A 14761-nucleotide genomic window follows, 5' to 3' on the forward strand; every position below is an offset into this window, starting at 1 on the left:
TTAATTGTGGAGAAACGGGAAACGGTTTCAACTATTCTTTTTATTGATATACTTCGGAGGGAGGTATTTATAATGACTATTCTTAGTCTGGCACGTTTCCAATTTGCCATGACGACGGTTTACCACTTCTTTTTTGTTCCATTTTCCATTGGAACAGCTTTTATCGTCGCCATTATGGAAAGTATGTATGTTTCAACTAAAGACGAAACATACAAAAAAATGGCAAAATTTTGGGGAAATATTTTCTTACTTAGTTTTGCGGTCGGTGTTGTTACAGGTTTGATTCAGGAATTCCAATTTGGGATGAACTGGTCGGATTACTCACGGTTTATGGGTGATATCTTTGGTGCTCCATTAGCCCTCGAAGCTTTGCTATCATTCTTTATTGAATCAACATTTATTGGCTTATGGGTATTTACCTGGAAAAAGGTTAAGCCAGGGTTACACCTTTTCTTTATTTGGATGACGAGTTTTGGTTCTTTAACATCCGCTTTGTGGATTTTAACTGCCAACTCATTCATGCAACACCCAGTTGGTTATGAAATTAAGGGTGGCCGTGCAGTAATGGTTAATTTTGGCGCATTGCTTAAAAACCCTCAATTATGGTATGAATTTGGGCATGTTATCCTTAATGCTATCATGATGGGTGGAATTATTATTGCTGGTTTAACTGCATTCCAACTTTTAAAGAATCAAAAACTTTCTGAAGCTAATAAGAAGTTTTACAAGAAGTCAATGCGGTTGGGCCTTTTAATTTCATTGATTTTCTCTATTGGTGGAATTGCGTTAGGGGATGCCCAGATGCAATACTTAATCAAAGAACAACCAATGAAATTTGCAGCTACTGAAGATGTTTTCACAACTACTGGTAAGCATGCACCATGGACAATTGTTGGTATTGCCGATATGAAAGACCATGAAGTAAAGGGCAATATTGACATTCCATATGCCCTAAGTATTTTGTCATACCATAAAACTACTGGTGCAGTTACTGGGATGAATGAACTCAATGCCCAATTTAAGAAAAAATACGGTAAGAATCTTGATTACTACCCACCGGTAAATACATTATTCTATAGTTTCCGGATTATGTGTGCTGTTGGTGCTTGGATTTTCTTAGTTTCATTAGTTGGATTAATTATGACTAGGGAAAAGAGCAAAAAACCACTTGCACAACGACGCTGGGCACTTTGGTGTATTGCAATTACTACTTTCTTACCATTTATTGGGAATACTGCTGGTTGGTTTGTAACAGAATTTGGTCGTATCCCATGGACAGTTTATGGCTTGTTTACAATTGCTGAAAGTGTATCGCCAAATGTTTCAGTTGGATCATTGTTAACATCAAATATTGTTTACTTTATCCTATTTACAACTCTGGCAATTACATTAATTTGGTTAATTGTTCTTGAGTTACATAAAGATCCATCGGAAGCAATTGAACCTAAATTCAAGAAGGTCCTTGACCCATTTGACAAGGAGGCGTTCTAGATGAGTTTTCTTCAATTATTATGGTTTGTATTGATTGGGGTGCTTTTTGCTGGCTTCTTCTTCCTAGATGGATTTGATTATGGGGTAGGAATGGCGGTTGAAACACTTGCTCATAACGAATCAGAGCGTGACCAACTTGTGCGGACAATTGGACCGGTTTGGGATGCAAATGAAGTGTGGTTAATCACGGCTGGTGGTGCGATGTTTGCTTCATTCCCATATTGGTATGCTAGTCTTTTCAGCGGATATTATTTAATCTTAATGATTATCCTAGCTGGCTTAATTGTTCGTGGTGTTTCTTTTGAATTCCGCAAAAATAGTCCAATGCCACAAAAGCGGATTTGGGATTGGGCATTAGCAATTGGTAGTGCGATTGTTCCATTTTTCCTCGGTATTATGTTTGTTAGCATGATTCATGGAATGCCGATTGATGCTAATGGCAATTTTCACGCAGGATTCTTTGATTATTTCAACTGGATTTCAGTTGTTGGTGGGATTGCCTTATTGCTATTAACCTACTTACATGGAATTAATTATATTGCCTTAAAGACGACTGGTCCGGTTCAAGAACGCGCCCGGAACTATGCTGAATTTTTGTACTGGATTCTTTATGCTGGCGAAGTTGTCTTTGCATTATTATTAATCTTTATGACTGACTTTATGGCTGTTCACCCCGTTGGCACAATCATCATGCTTATATTGATTGTTGGTTTCTCGGTCTTAGCTCAAGCAGAAACCTTTGCTGGTCATGAACTAATTGCCTTTATTTCAAGTGGGTTAACCTTAGTATCATTAGTTGTACTGATCTTTATCGGTCTCTTCCCACGGGTACTAATTAGTAGCATTAGTCCGAAGTACAGTATTCTTATTCAAAATGCTTCCTCAACAGAATATACGTTGACAGTGATGACAATTGCTACTTGCTGTCTTTTACCATTTGTTTTGGCATATACAATCTGGGCTTACTGGATTTTCCGTAAACGGATTGCAATGCCAGCTATTCCGGAGGTTAAATAAAAATTTATGATTGATCGACTACTCTTCAAAATCGAGGGGAGCAGACATATCATGATTAAGCTTGTGGGGCTTTATGTCCTGCAAGCTTTTCTTATCCTTGGTCAGGGATTAAGTTTGGCTGCTTTACTAACAGGCTTATGGCAGGGGCATTCTCTTCTAAGTCAAATATATGGCTTAGGTGGATTTATTGTTTGCTACCTTTTGCGTCATGGGCTAACCGAAATTGGGAATGATTGGCTTGATAAGTATTCGGCTAATGCTGCCCAAAACTTTCGTCAGCAATTATTAAAAAAAGTCTTTGCGCTTGGACCAGTAATTGTTCAGCGGGAGGGAACCGGTAATATGGTTACCCTGGCCCTTGATGGAATTAAAGAAGTCGAAAATTATATTCGACTCATCTATAGCAAGGTGATCAGCATGATGATTATTCCAGTCATTATTTTGGTTGTCTGTTTTTGGCTTGATTGGATTTCAGGCATTGTTATGTTGTTAGTTTATCCTTTGATTGTTTTATTCATGATTATTTTAGGTTATGCGGCGAAGGCTAAGGCGGATCGGCAGTTTGCAGCTTTTCAAATATTGTCTAATCACTTTATTGATTCTTTGCGGGGAATTGACACATTGAAGTACTTTGGCCTTAGTAAGAAGTATTCGCAAAGTATTTATCGGTCAAGCGAACGTTTTCGAAAATCAACAATGAACGTGATTAAAGTAGCAATGTTATCAACGTTTGCTCTTGATTTCTTTACTACATTAGCTATTGCAATCTTAGCGGTCTTTCTTGGTTTACGGTTAATTAATGGTCACTTATTGTTATTCCCAGCACTAGCAATTCTGATCTTGGCACCTGAGTATTTTTTGCCTATTAGGAACTTTGCAAGTGATTATCATGCAACATTGAATGGTAAAAATTCATTTCATGCTGTTCGGCGAATTCTTGAGATGCCATTACCCAAGAGGCCGACTGTTGAATTACACCAGTGGACAGGAGACGATGAGTTAAGTTTTAAGAATGTTGAGTTTATGTATCCTCAAAATGGCAGTGAATTAACAAATCTTGATTTAACGGTTAAGGGAAATCGGAAAATTGGTATTATTGGGATGAGTGGAGCCGGAAAGACAACTTTGATTAATCTTTTGAGTGGCTTTTTAGCTCCAACAAGCGGTCAAATTACCATTCAGGGAAAAAAAGTGACGACTTTGGATATTTATGACTGGCAAAAACAGATTCTCTACATTCCACAGACTCCCTATATTTTTGCAGATACGTTAAAAAATAATATTGCCTTTTATACGCCAAATGTCAGTGAAGATAAAATAAAAGAAGCAATTCATGTTGTTGGGTTAGATAATCTTGTTGATGAATTGCCTCAAGGATTAGAGACGATGATTGGCAGTGGTCACCGGGCATTAAGTGGTGGGCAGGCACAGCGAATTGCCTTAGCACGGGCATTTCTTGATCCGGAACGCCGAGTAATGATTTTCGATGAGCCAACCGCCCACCTTGATATTGAGACTGAGCTAGAGTTGAAAAAAAGAATGCTTCCGTTGATGGAAAATAGATTAGTGTTTTTTGCTACCCACCGTTTGCATTGGATGAAGCAGATGGACTACATTTTGGTATTAAAAAATGGCGAGTTAATTGAACAAGGAACATATCAGCAGCTCCTTGATGAACATGGTTACTTTACAGAATTGATGGATCAAACACGGGGGAAGGAGATAACCCATGAATAAGATTCCTTTACTTAAAGCAATGAAACATGATCGGTGGGTAAAACCATTCCTGAAGCGTTACAAGTGGACCTTGGCATTAGCAATTACCCTTGGAATTGTTACCTTTATTTGTGCTAGTGGATTGATGTTCACCGCCGGCTACTTAATCAGTAAGTCCGCGACGATGCCTTTTAATATCTTGTTAGTATATGTTCCTATCGTTCTTACTCGGGCCTTTGGGATTTTCAGACCAGTGACTAATTACTTTGAACGATTGGTTAGTCATAATTGGGTGCTTAAAATGACTTCTGCATTTCGTAAAAAGCTCTATGATTCACTAGAGCAGGATGCCGTTTTCTTTAATAGTAAGTATCGGATTGGAGATATTCTTGGGTTACTTTCAGAAGACGTTGCCCACATTCAAAATTTGTATTTACGAACGATTTTTCCGATGCTAGTTGCATTTGGACTTTATGCCATTATCGTTATTGGAATGGGAATAATTTCTCCATTAATGGGACTTTTAATGTTAGTTCTATTTGGCTTGATTATCATTGCGGTTCCCGTATGGTCAGTGCTTGTTAATGGTGCGCGCCAGCAACTAGAAAAGCAATATACAAATACCTTGTATGCTGATCTTACTGATAATATCATGGGAATTACAGACTGGGTATTTGCAGGGCGAAGTGCGGATTATCTGCAACACTATGAAAAAAGTGAAAAAAACGTATTAGCGTCTCAACAAGCGATGAAACGTTTTGAACATTGGCGTGATTTTATTCTTCAGGTAATGATTTTATTGGTGGTTGTTAGTCTTATTATATGGGGAGCAGCACGTTTCGGCGGACATTGGGGAGGCAGTGCAAATTGGATTGCGGCTTTTGTACTTTGTGTCTTTCCCCTTGATGAAGTGTTGTCTAGTTTACCAGCAGCTGCTCAAGAAACCAATGTATATACAGATTCATTAAAGCGGTTGAATGAATTGCCACAACCGCCAGCTCCTTCTAAAGCTAATATTGATATTGCCGCTCCTTATTATCTTAAAATTACGGATGTTTATTATCGCTATCCTAAGACAGAGAAGATGATCTTGCGGGGAATTAATCTTAATGTTGATCCCGGCGAAAAACTTGCCATTCTTGGTCGCAGTGGGGCTGGAAAGAGTACGTTAGCTAGTTTAATTCGTGGAGATCGGAAGCCTACGTCAGGTACTGTTACTCTTAATAATGTGCCAACAGACGAATTTGGTGATGAGATTTCGAATTATATCGGGATCGTTCACCAATCACCATATTTATTTCATACCACAATTTTAAATAATATCCGTTTGGGGAACGAAGATGCGACAGAGGATCAGGTATGGGATGTCCTTGAACGAGTTGGATTGGCTCCTATGATTAGACGACTGCCAAAAGGGCTTCATACGATGGTTGATGAGGCAGGGTTACGGTTTTCTGGCGGAGAGCGTCACCGATTGTCCCTTGCTCGGATTTTGCTCAAAGATGCGCCCATTATCCTTTTAGATGAACCAACTGTAGGCTTAGACCCGGTAACAGAAGAAAAGATAATTGAGACTTTTATGAAGCAGTTACAAGGCAAAACTTTGATTTGGATTACTCACCATTTACAAGGTATAGAAATGATGGATCAAGTTGTTTTTATCGAGGATGGTAAAATTTCAATGCAAGGCAGCCCTGAAGAATTACAAAAAACAAATGAACATTACCGGGCGTTAAAAATGGCAGATGAGGGTATCTAGCTAGTTTAGAAATGTTATAATAAATAGGACTATTGATGAAGGGATGAATAGTAATGAAAGAAGTTGTTGTACTTGGAGCTGGTTATGCTGGCTTAAAGACGGTCGTATTATTACAAAAAAAGCTAAAAAATAATGTTCATATTACACTAGTCGATCGTAATAATTATCATTATGAAGCTACTGATTTACACGAAGCTGCTGCGGGAACGCAAACTGCTTCCAGGATCACTTATCCAATTAGTGATGTTATTAATCCACAAATTACTACCTTTATCCAAGATGAAGTTGTAAAGATCGATCCTGATAAAAAGACGGTTAAGCTTGCTGGTCATGAAGAACTGCTGCACTATGATTATTGTGTATTAGGGCTTGGTTTTGTTTCAGAAACTTTTGGAATTCCTGGTGCTGAAGAAAATGCATTACCAATGACTAATGTTAAAGAAGCTTTAGCGATTTATGACCACATCATTGCCAAAATGAAAGATTATCGTACCACTCACAATCCTGATGATCTTCAAATTGTTATTTGTGGTGGTGGATTTACTGGAATTGAGTTAGCAGGGGCGCTTGTTGACGCTCGAGCAAGTTATGCAAAAATTGCTGGAGTTTCACCAGATGAAATTAAAATTACGCTGATTGAAGCTTCAACAAGATTACTTCCAATGTTTAGTGAAAAACTTGCTGAATATGGGGTGAACCTTGTTAAGAGCCTTAACGTACAATTACTTGATGGTTCACGAATTAGCAAGATTGAACCTGGCAAAGTCATCTATAAACATGGAGATGATGATGAAGAGTCCCTTAATGCTGGTACAATCATCTGGACAACTGGAGTAAGCGGTAATCCATTGATGGAAGAATGCGGTTTTGATGCTAAGCGTGGCCGGGTAATCGTTACTGACCACTTAACAGACCCTAAGCACGATGATATTTACATCATTGGGGATGTTGCGGCTGTAATGCCACCGGATGGTAAACGCCCATACCCAACCACTGCACAAATTGCCCTAGCAATGGCTGATTACACGGCTGAAGACATTGTTAGCCGCATTAAGACTGGCAAGCATGAAGCTAAGCCATTTACTTACAAGTCATTAGGAACAGTTGCTTCCGTTGGTAATACGCGGGCATTTGGTGAAGCCATGGGACACGAATTACGTGGATATCCTGCTTCAGCAATGAAGAAAATTATTGCTGACCGTTCCTTGTTAGAAACGGGTGGTTTGAAAGAGCTATTTGCTAAAGGTCGCTTTGATTTATATCACTAGAAAACGAATGAGGCTGAGAAAAAACTTTTGTTTTTTCAACAGCCTCGTTTTTATACTTATACGCTAAAAAGGTATGGCTATAATAAATAAAGGATGAAATAAATGATTAAAACTTATGATGAAGCATTATCTTTTATTCATGGACGAACGCAATTCAAGAAAATTCCAACACTCACACGGATGAAACTATTTTTGGCAGAATTAGGAAACCCGCAAGAAGGACTTAAATACATTCACGTTACAGGAACTAATGGTAAAGGATCAACTGTTGCAATGATGCGGTCTGCTTTACTAGAAAGTGGTCTCAACGTTGGAAGTTTTACATCGCCTTTTATTACGCGGTTTAATGAACGGATTGAGTACAATGGAATCCCAATTAGCGATGATGATCTTTTAAGATTAGTTCAAAAAATCGCTCCAGTTGTCAAAAAACTTGATGATACATTGGAAACAGGTGGACCAACTGAATTTGAAATTGATACAGCATTAATGTTTTGCTATATGGCTGAAAAGAAGCCTAATGTTGTATTGCTTGAAGTAGGAATTGGGGGGCTATACGATTCTACCAATGTAATTACGCCAGTTGTTAGCGTGATCACGACAGTTGGCTGGGATCATATGAAGTATTTAGGTGATACTTTGGCTAAGATTGCAGCTCAAAAAGCGGGAATAATCAAAAAAGGCGTCCCCGTTGTTTTAGGTGCCCTTCCAACTGAAGCGCGCAAAACTATTCTTGCAGATGCAAAGGAGAAAACTTCCTCGGTTTTTGAATTAGAAAAAGATTTTACTGTTCACAAGCTTAATGGTCATCAATTCCACGCGAAAATTCGGTATCAAGGAAAAAAACTGCAAAAAATAGAAATAATTCTTGGCTTGCCAGGCGATTATCAGATAGAAAACGCAGCAGTTGCTTTGATGGCTCTTGAGCTTTTTATGGGAAAGTGTGGACTGGCAATTGATCGCCGTGCTTTGATAGCAGGATTAGAAAATGCTGCTTGGCCGGGCCGGTTAGAAGAAATAAATACTACGCCCCTCATCTTATTAGACGGCGCTCATAATCTCCCTGGTATTCAGGCCCTAGTCCATACTATTAAGAATGATTTTGCCGAGCGGGAAGTTTATCTCTTAGTAGCGATTCTGGCTGATAAACAATATGAATTAATGCTTGGTGAATTAGCAAGCTTGGGAAATATTCACTTAACTGTTACTCACTTTACTGGCCCCGGTCCTAAAAGGCCAAGTGCAGACTTGGCAAAAGCAGTTGCTGATATTCCAACTAAATATCCCATCCAGATTATTAACGACTGGCGCTTGGGGATCGGACAGGTGGCAAGTCAAATGAGTGCGGACGATGTAATGATTATTACTGGTTCTCTTTATTTTGTTTCAGATGTTCGTAAATTCTTTTTAAATTAAAAAGTGTAAAAGTACAAATTTTCCGTATTTAAATATATAGAGTGTAAAAAGGAGAATTATTTATTTATGGAAAATGAAGTGATTAACGAATATACAAAATTAGTCTGGACGGCTATTCCTGATAAATTGGGAACAAAGAAGCAGAAATTATGTCAACGTTTCTTACGTAAGTGTCCTAATCCCCTAGCAATTAAACGGCTTTCACGTATTGAAAAAAATGAGATAAATGAATGGGCGCCAGAAATGTTTAACTTTTTTGCTGCAATTGAATTAGGGAAGATAGTAACTAAAAGTCACGAAGAAATCATTGGCCATGCTTATTCGAGTATCGAATTAGGCCGTAAGATGGTTGATCATTTTCAAAGTGAGGAGCAAGAAAGTGTTTGTATTGCCTGTACAGATATCCATAATGAGATAATTGATTGGAAAATTTTATTTGTAGGCGGTGGATGTGAATGTATTCTTTATCCTGATAAGATTTTTCAATATGCGCTCCGGTGTTCAGCTCAAGGAATTATTATGATCCACAATCATCCGACGGGAGATATCCATCCTTCTAAGCAAGATGAATCTTTTACTCGCCGCTTAGAACGAGGATGCGAGATTATTGGACTTCATTTAGTTGACTTTATGATTGTTGGTCGTGATACATACCATAGTTGGCGTGAAGCTAGTCTCGTTAATGAGCTTAAAAAGTAAAGAAACTTTTAATTTATTGCAATAATTACGCTTTCTTTGTTCGTATTAATGTATATTAATGTTCGTATGTACCGAGTGGCTATGGTATAATATGCACGATATTAATTTGATTTTAAGACGAAGGGAAGAAGCAGATTGCTAGGTATTGGAACAAAAAATCTTGGCATTGACCTTGGAACTGCTAATACAATTGTCTACCTTGAAGGTAAGGGTATTGTATTAAGAGAACCATCAGTTGTTGCTCGTAATTCTAAGACTAACGAAGTAATCGCTGTTGGTAGTGATGCCCGTGATATGATCGGACGAACGCCAGAAAGCATTGTGGCTATCCGTCCAATGAAAGACGGTGTTATTGCTGATTACGACACAACAGTTGCAATGATGAAGTATTACATTGATAAAGCACTAGGAAATAATGGTAAGCCATATGTTATGGTATGTGTTCCTAGTGGGATCACGGAAGTTGAAAAACGGGCAGTGATTGATGCTACTCGAGTTGCAGGTGCTCGTGATGCTTATGTTATTGAAGAACCATTTGCAGCAGCCATTGGAGCTGGATTGCCGGTTATGGATCCAACTGGTAGTATGGTTGTTGATATTGGTGGTGGTACTACTGATGTTGCTACCATTTCGTTAGGTGGTATTGTCTCAAGCCGGTCCATTCGAATGGCAGGAGATAAGATGAATGATGCAATTGTTCAATATGTTCGTCAACATATGAATTTATTAATTGGTGAACGAACAGCTGAAAAGCTTAAGTGGGATATTGGGTCTGCGTCTGTTGAAGCTGCTGAAGAAATGGGAACAACACAAGTTCGCGGTCGTGATCTTGTAACTGGATTACCAAAGACAATGCAAGTATCGGCAAAAGATGTTTCAACGGCCCTCCAAGATGTTGTTGACAGTATTATTACGGCAATTAAAGGAACACTTGAAGAAACTTCCCCAGAAATTGCTGCTGATGTTATTGATCACGGGATTGTATTAACTGGTGGCGGCGCACTATTAAAGCATTTACCAGATGTTATTGCAGATGCAACCAAAGTGCCAGTATTTATTGCTAATGATCCCCTTGACTGTGTTGCTATTGGTACCGGCGAGTCATTAAAGAGTATTGATGTAATGAAGAAAAAGTAAAATGATTCTCTGACAGTGACGTCAGCGATGAATCATCATTAGTACTAACTAATGATTGACGGGGCTGGTTGCCAAGCAGGATTGTTTGGCAGGCCCCGTCTTAATTACCTTGTGTATGCATTGGAGGGTCATAATGCAGAAATTTTTTTCCAATCGCCGATTAGTTATTGCTGTGATAATTCTAGTTGTCTGTTTTGGACTAATGGCAGGTTCTGTTTCTTTACGGAATAGACGAAATACACCACCGATTATCCAACAATTTGGAAATGATATTGTTGGCTTTGTTGATAGTGCAGTTGCTCTCCCTGTAAATTGGGCACAGACAAGTGTGAGTTCAATAAATGGGTTGATGAATACTTATTCTGAAAACCGTGAACTTAAACAGCAAGTAACTGAATTAGCACAAACTAAAGTCCGTGATCAGACCTTAGCTCATGAAAATAAACAATTAAAACAGCAGTTAAAACTTAATAATTCAATGACCGACTATAATACAGTTACAGCGGCTGTGTTAATGCGCACACCATCTTCATGGCAACAACAACTTGTAATTAATAAAGGTCAATCTAGTGGCATTAAGAAGAATATGCCCGTTATGAGTGGTAGTGGGTTAATTGGTCGGATTACAGAAGTGAATAAAACTAATAGTAAAGTTGAATTATTGAGTGATACTAGTGAATCATCAAACCGTTTTGCAATTACCCTTAATGGGCAAAGTGGGAAGGTGGTTAATGGGATTATCACCGGATATAATGCAAGAAATAACGAGCTTGAAATGGGACAAGTAACTTCTAAAGCTAAAATAAAAAAGGGTACCCGAGTAGTAACCAGTGGAATGGGTGGTGTGACACCAAAGGGACTTTACGTTGGTCGCGTGTCACGTGTCGGTAAAGATGATTATGGCTTAGCCCAGAAAATCTATATTACTCCAGCAACGGACTTTAATGATATTAATATTGTTACAGTTGCTGAAGCAGTTTCACAGGAGTGATAAATTATGTATCGTTTATCACGCTTAAAATATATATTCCCAATTGGTTTATTTGTATGTCTGTTTTTGGACGGAGCCTTAAGCCATGTGTGGGCACCATTATTTTTCAGTTATCCCTATTCAATGGTAAGTGAACTTGTCTTACTATGGTTAGTTTTATCATATTTCTTTCAAGATGATATTGAGATTCCATTAATTCCATTTGCAATTGCTGCCGGTGCAGTTTATGATTTATACTTTTCAGGAATTTTAGGATTATATATTTTCTTGTATCCATTAGTGGTAGAAATAACTAAAATTTTATCTCGTTATTTTAGTTCATCATTTCTTTCGATGATTATGATTTTCTTTGTTGATATTGTCATTTTTGAGACCTTTAATTATTGGGCATATTATTTAGTAAATATTACTAATGTTGGTTTTGGCGACTATCTTATTTATACGCTTGCTCCAACGTTAGCATTAAATTTAATTTATTTTGTTGTCCTCTTCTGGCCAATTCGCGCAATATATCGCTGGGCATTAAACGATGATCAAATTTAAAATTAGTGCTTGACACAATAGATATTCCAGTATAGGATATTTACAATATCATAAATGACAGGGAACAGACTAGTAGAGCTTTAAGCATTGCAAAGAGAGTCCTTAATGATGGGAAGGGATCGATGCTTTGGTTTGAATCACATCTGTGAGTTGGCCTTCTGAAAGCCATAGTAGGAAGACCCGGGGAAGCCCGTTACAGCGCGGAGTTTATTTTAATGAACTCACTAAGGCTATTATTCGTGAGAAAATAGCAAGATGAGGTGGAACCGCGGAAACGCCCTCGTAGCCAGTTTAGGCTCGAGGGTGTTTTTTTGTTTCATTAAAATAGACTTATTAAGGCAAATATTGTGAAATATTTGTAAACATGAGGTGGAACCACGATGTACTCGTCCTCTAGGAGGTATCTCCTAGAGGATTTTTCTTTTCCTGTTATTTCTATTACTCAATAATTTAAGGAGGCAATAGTAAATGTCAATGCAATATATAAGTGAAATTCTACCTTCATTATTTCAAGGGGCTGCTCTTACATTACAAATTTTCTTCTGGACATTAGTTGGATCTTTGCCATTAGGGATTTTGGTTAGCTTAGGGCTTACTTCTAAAATTAAGCCTTTGAAGTGGATATTAGAAATTTATGTTTGGTTAATGCGGGGAACGCCTTTACTGCTTCAACTAATCTTTGTATTCTATGGATTACCAATTATTGGCATTGTTTTTGAACGTTACGATGCCGCCCTAGTTGCTTTTATTTTGAACTATGCAGCTTATTTTGCTGAAATTTTCCGTGGTGGTTTTCAATCTGTTGATCAAGGTCAGTTTGAAGCAGCTCGTGTTTTACGACTAAGCTACTGGCAAACCCTTCGTAAAATCATCATTCCTCAGGTAATAAAAATCGTTATTCCATCAATTGGAAATGAAGTTATTAACTTAGTAAAAGATTCATCGTTAGTTTACGTAATTGGTCTCGGCGATTTACTTCGAGCAGGAAACGTTGCAACTTCACGGGATGTCACGCTTGTCCCATTGATGTTAGTCGGATTAATCTACTTGATCCTTGTAGGAATTTGTACATTAATTCTACGGCAAGTTGAAAAATGTTATGCATACTTCAAGTAAAGGAGGGAATCTGAATGTTAGAAGTTCGAGATTTAAAAAAGAGTTTTGGCGATCGGCAAATTTTAGATGGGGTTAATTTAACTGTTAAAGATGGTGAGATTCTTTGTATTGTTGGTCCATCAGGTGCTGGGAAAACGACCTTACTTCGTTGTATTACTGGACTGGAAACTCCCGATAGTGGTGAGTTTTTCATTAACGGTCATCGATTTGACCCTCAGGGAACAGATGCAGTTGACCGGGTAATTGGTGTGGTTTTTCAAGACTTTAAGCTTTTCCCAAATCTTTCAGTAATGGAAAATATCACGTTAGCGCCGATGATGGTATTGAAAAAGGATAAACAAGAAGCCATTGCTGATGCGCAAAAACTGCTTGAAGAATTAGGGCTTAATACAAAAGGGAAATTGTACCCCTACCAACTTTCAGGTGGCCAAAAGCAACGGGTTGCAATTGCCCGTGCATTAGCAATGAAGCCTAAAATTTTGTGTTATGATGAACCGACATCAGCGCTTGATCCAAACCTCCGAAAAGATGTGGCTAATATTATTTTGGGATTAAAGAAGGACGGAATGACTCAATTAATTGTTACTCACGATTTAGAGTTTGCCGAGGATATTGCTGATGATATTTTACGAGTACAACCACTTGATCAACGTCAGAATAAATAGTGAGAGGAGAAATACTGATGAAAAAAGCGAAAGCAATTTGGTTACTTATTTTGTTAGTAGTACCTGTTCTCCTTCTTAGTGGCTGTGAAAGTGTAACAAAGCGTGCTGATACGCAAGATACATGGAACCGGATCGAGCGCCGAAAAAGAGTGATTGTTGGTCTTGATGATAGCTTTGTGCCAATGGGTTTTCGTCAAAAGAATGGGAAGCTAGTTGGTTATGATGTTGATCTTGCACGCGCTGTTTTTAAGCAGTATGGGATAAAGGTTGATTTTCAGCCAATTGATTGGTCAATGAAAGAGACTGAGCTAAAAAACGGTACGATTGACTTGCTATGGAATGGTTATTCTGTTAATCCTAGCCGCGCCAAAAAAGTTGCCTTTAGTCGTTACTATTTAGAAAATCGGCAGGTATTAGTAACTAAAAAGAAGAGTAACATTAAAAATTTGAACGGAATGACGGGCAAAACACTCGGGGTACAGAATGGTTCTACCGGAGTTACCGTTTTGGATGAGAAGCCAAAATTGTTAAAAGATAAAATAAAGAATCATACACCAGTACTTTATGATACGTTTCCTAATGCATTCATTGATTTAAATGCAAATCGAATTCAAGGGATTTTAATGGATGAGGTTTATGCTAATTACTATATCAAGCACCAACCAAATAGCAATTCATATCGTACATATCTTAGTAAAGAGTTGCCAATGGAACATTTTGCGGTGGGAATGCGAAAAGGTGACAAGACCTTAAAGAAGAAAATTAATCAAGGGTTAGGTAATCTGCAGAAAAACGGTGAATTACGGAAGCTTAATGAAAAATGGTTCGGTCAAGATAGTAACTACTTGGGACCAGATAACACTAAATAAGAAGAGCAGGGACTTGGAAAATAGTCTCTGCCCTTTATTATTTCCTACAAACAGATTAATAAAAATAGGATGAA

13 protein-coding genes and 1 other annotated feature are annotated in these 14761 nt (G+C 38.1%); all 13 genes read left to right on the forward strand.

Going from position 1 to position 14761, the window contains the following annotated elements; translation table 11 throughout:
* The first annotated feature begins 72 nt into the window (after positions 1 to 72).
* The gene (locus LMB57_RS04015; protein ID WP_229271269.1) at positions 73 to 1491 is read left to right on the forward strand and encodes a cytochrome ubiquinol oxidase subunit I; all 1419 of its coding nucleotides are present in this window, start codon (positions 73 to 75) and stop codon (positions 1489 to 1491) included.
* Entirely contained in the window at positions 1492 to 2508 is a 1017-nt protein-coding gene (gene cydB, locus LMB57_RS04020) for a cytochrome d ubiquinol oxidase subunit II (RefSeq protein WP_229271270.1), read from the forward strand.
* Between the two features lie 6 nt (positions 2509 to 2514).
* A complete protein-coding gene (gene cydD, locus LMB57_RS04025) occupies positions 2515 to 4245 on the forward strand; it encodes a thiol reductant ABC exporter subunit CydD (protein ID WP_229271271.1) in 1731 nt (576 codons plus the stop codon).
* Positions 4238 to 5983, forward strand: a complete 1746-nt coding sequence (gene cydC, locus LMB57_RS04030; protein WP_229271272.1) for a thiol reductant ABC exporter subunit CydC — start codon at positions 4238 to 4240, stop codon at positions 5981 to 5983. The genes cydD and cydC overlap by 8 nt, the downstream gene beginning before the upstream one ends.
* 53 nt (positions 5984 to 6036) lie before the next feature.
* Entirely contained in the window at positions 6037 to 7251 is a 1215-nt protein-coding gene (locus tag LMB57_RS04035; protein WP_229271273.1) for an NAD(P)/FAD-dependent oxidoreductase, read from the forward strand.
* Positions 7252 to 7353: 102 nt separating this feature from the next.
* Positions 7354 to 8667 carry a bifunctional folylpolyglutamate synthase/dihydrofolate synthase gene (locus LMB57_RS04040; RefSeq protein ID WP_229271274.1) on the forward strand — a complete coding sequence of 438 codons (1314 nt, stop codon included), beginning with the start codon at positions 7354 to 7356 and terminating at the stop codon, positions 8665 to 8667.
* Positions 8668 to 8733: 66 nt separating this feature from the next.
* Entirely contained in the window at positions 8734 to 9366 is a 633-nt protein-coding gene (locus LMB57_RS04045; protein WP_229271275.1) for a JAB domain-containing protein, read from the forward strand.
* A gap of 135 nt (positions 9367 to 9501) precedes the next feature.
* The gene (locus LMB57_RS04050) at positions 9502 to 10503 is read left to right on the forward strand and encodes a rod shape-determining protein (RefSeq protein ID WP_003666650.1); all 1002 of its coding nucleotides are present in this window, start codon (positions 9502 to 9504) and stop codon (positions 10501 to 10503) included.
* Positions 10504 to 10636: 133 nt separating this feature from the next.
* Positions 10637 to 11494 carry a rod shape-determining protein MreC gene (gene mreC, locus LMB57_RS04055; protein WP_229271276.1) on the forward strand — a complete coding sequence of 286 codons (858 nt, stop codon included), beginning with the start codon at positions 10637 to 10639 and terminating at the stop codon, positions 11492 to 11494.
* Positions 11495 to 11500: 6 nt separating this feature from the next.
* On the forward strand, positions 11501 to 12037 hold the full coding sequence (mreD, locus tag LMB57_RS04060; protein ID WP_229271277.1) for a rod shape-determining protein MreD: 537 nt from the start codon (positions 11501 to 11503) through the stop codon (positions 12035 to 12037).
* 51 nt (positions 12038 to 12088) lie between these two features.
* Positions 12089 to 12322 (forward strand) — a binding site (T-box leader).
* A 183-nt stretch (positions 12323 to 12505) separates the two neighbouring features.
* A complete protein-coding gene (locus tag LMB57_RS04065; protein ID WP_003666654.1) occupies positions 12506 to 13153 on the forward strand; it encodes an amino acid ABC transporter permease in 648 nt (215 codons plus the stop codon).
* A 14-nt stretch (positions 13154 to 13167) separates the two neighbouring features.
* Positions 13168 to 13818 (forward strand): amino acid ABC transporter ATP-binding protein, encoded by a 651-nt coding sequence (locus tag LMB57_RS04070; protein WP_229271278.1) that lies wholly within the window; start codon positions 13168 to 13170, stop codon positions 13816 to 13818.
* 17 nt (positions 13819 to 13835) lie between these two features.
* Complete coding sequence (locus LMB57_RS04075) at positions 13836 to 14687, forward strand: amino acid ABC transporter substrate-binding protein (RefSeq protein WP_229271279.1); 852 nt, start codon at positions 13836 to 13838, stop codon at positions 14685 to 14687.
* The last annotated feature ends 74 nt before the right edge of the window (positions 14688 to 14761 follow it).

This window comes from Limosilactobacillus secundus, from assembly GCF_020784695.1.
Taxonomy (GTDB): domain Bacteria; phylum Bacillota; class Bacilli; order Lactobacillales; family Lactobacillaceae; genus Limosilactobacillus; species Limosilactobacillus reuteri_F.

Excerpts from the sequence above, each read along its gene's own strand:
- cydB (WP_229271270.1), top strand. The coding sequence starts at position 1,492 with ATGAGTTTTCTTCAATTATTATGGTTTGTATTGATTGGGGTGCTTTTT.
- LMB57_RS04040 (WP_229271274.1), top strand. The coding sequence starts at position 7,354 with ATGATTAAAACTTATGATGAAGCATTATCTTTTATTCATGGACGAACG.
- mreD (WP_229271277.1), top strand. The coding sequence starts at position 11,501 with ATGTATCGTTTATCACGCTTAAAATATATATTCCCAATTGGTTTATTT.
- mreC (WP_229271276.1), top strand. The coding sequence starts at position 10,637 with ATGCAGAAATTTTTTTCCAATCGCCGATTAGTTATTGCTGTGATAATT.
- LMB57_RS04065 (WP_003666654.1), top strand. The coding sequence starts at position 12,506 with ATGTCAATGCAATATATAAGTGAAATTCTACCTTCATTATTTCAAGGG.
- LMB57_RS04070 (WP_229271278.1), top strand. The coding sequence starts at position 13,168 with ATGTTAGAAGTTCGAGATTTAAAAAAGAGTTTTGGCGATCGGCAAATT.
- LMB57_RS04015 (WP_229271269.1), top strand. The coding sequence starts at position 73 with ATGACTATTCTTAGTCTGGCACGTTTCCAATTTGCCATGACGACGGTT.
- cydC (WP_229271272.1), top strand. The coding sequence starts at position 4,238 with ATGAATAAGATTCCTTTACTTAAAGCAATGAAACATGATCGGTGGGTA.
- LMB57_RS04045 (WP_229271275.1), top strand. The coding sequence starts at position 8,734 with ATGGAAAATGAAGTGATTAACGAATATACAAAATTAGTCTGGACGGCT.
- cydD (WP_229271271.1), top strand. The coding sequence starts at position 2,515 with ATGATTGATCGACTACTCTTCAAAATCGAGGGGAGCAGACATATCATG.
- LMB57_RS04035 (WP_229271273.1), top strand. The coding sequence starts at position 6,037 with ATGAAAGAAGTTGTTGTACTTGGAGCTGGTTATGCTGGCTTAAAGACG.
- LMB57_RS04075 (WP_229271279.1), top strand. The coding sequence starts at position 13,836 with ATGAAAAAAGCGAAAGCAATTTGGTTACTTATTTTGTTAGTAGTACCT.